General features: G+C 53.3%; 2 rRNA genes. Both read left to right on the top strand.

Going from position 1 to position 1,040, the window contains the following annotated elements:
• Window positions 1-644: ribosomal RNA gene (locus tag G9U52_RS39090) — 16S ribosomal RNA — on the top strand; the annotation flags it as partial.
• A 294-nt stretch (window positions 645-938) separates the two neighbouring features.
• A 23S ribosomal RNA gene (locus G9U52_RS39085) occupies window positions 939-1,040 on the top strand; the annotation flags it as partial.

Raw genomic sequence — 1,040 nt, 5'->3', positions numbered from 1 at the left:
AAGAGTGAAACTCAAAGGAATTGACGGGGACCCGCACAAGCAGTGGAGTATGTGGTTTAATTCGAAGCAACGCGAAGAACCTTACCAGGCCTTGACATCCCCTTGAAAGATGCAGAGATGTGTCCCCTCTTCGGAGCAAGGGAGACAGGTGGTGCATGGTTGTCGTCAGCTCGTGTCGTGAGATGTTGGGTTAAGTCCCGCAACGAGCGCAACCCTTGGATTTAGTTGCCAGCATTGAGTTGGGCACTCTAGATCGACTGCCGGTGACAAACCGGAGGAAGGCGGGGATGACGTCAAATCATCATGCCCCTTATGGCCTGGGCTACACACGTACTACAATGGCCGGTACAACGGGAAGCGAAACCGCGAGGTGGAGCCAATCTTTAGAAGCCGGTCTCAGTTCGGATTGCAGGCTGCAACTCGCCTGCATGAAGTCGGAATTGCTAGTAATCGCGGATCAGCATGCCGCGGTGAATACGTTCCCGGGTCTTGTACACACCGCCCGTCACACCACGAGAGTTTGCAACACCCGAAGTCGGTGGGGTAACCCGCAAGGGAGCCAGCCGCCGAAGGTGGGGTAGATGATTGGGGTGAAGTCGTAACAAGGTAGCCGTATCGGAAGGTGCGGCTGGATCACCTCCTTTCTATGGAGACTTCCGGTATCCTTTCGAGGGTATCCAGTCTATAAAGAACGTGAAGGCAGCTTCTGCAGAGAAGCCAGCCAGCAAGAAGGGTGCCGCCTGCAAAGGTGTGCACTCCGCAAGACAACGCTCACTCGTTGGTCCAGTTTTGAGGGGACAACCCTCACATGCAAGCTTGTTCCTTGAAAACTAGATACCGAAACAAACAACAAAGTTTAGAGCAGCGTTGCTTTAACGGAAGTTAAAGTGACTCATCCAATAAACCATCCCTTCGGGGAAGGAATTATTAGCAGGTTTGGTTAAGCTAATAAGAGCACACGGAGGATGCCTAGGCGCTAGGAGCCGATGAAGGACGTGGCGAACGACGAAATGCCTCGGGGAGCCGTAAGCAGGCTTTGA

The sequence above is a fragment of the Paenibacillus agricola genome (genome assembly GCF_011440305.1).
Classification (GTDB): Bacteria; Bacillota; Bacilli; order Paenibacillales; family NBRC-103111; genus Paenibacillus_S; species Paenibacillus_S agricola.
This window is presented reverse-complemented; position numbering and strand designations above follow the sequence as displayed.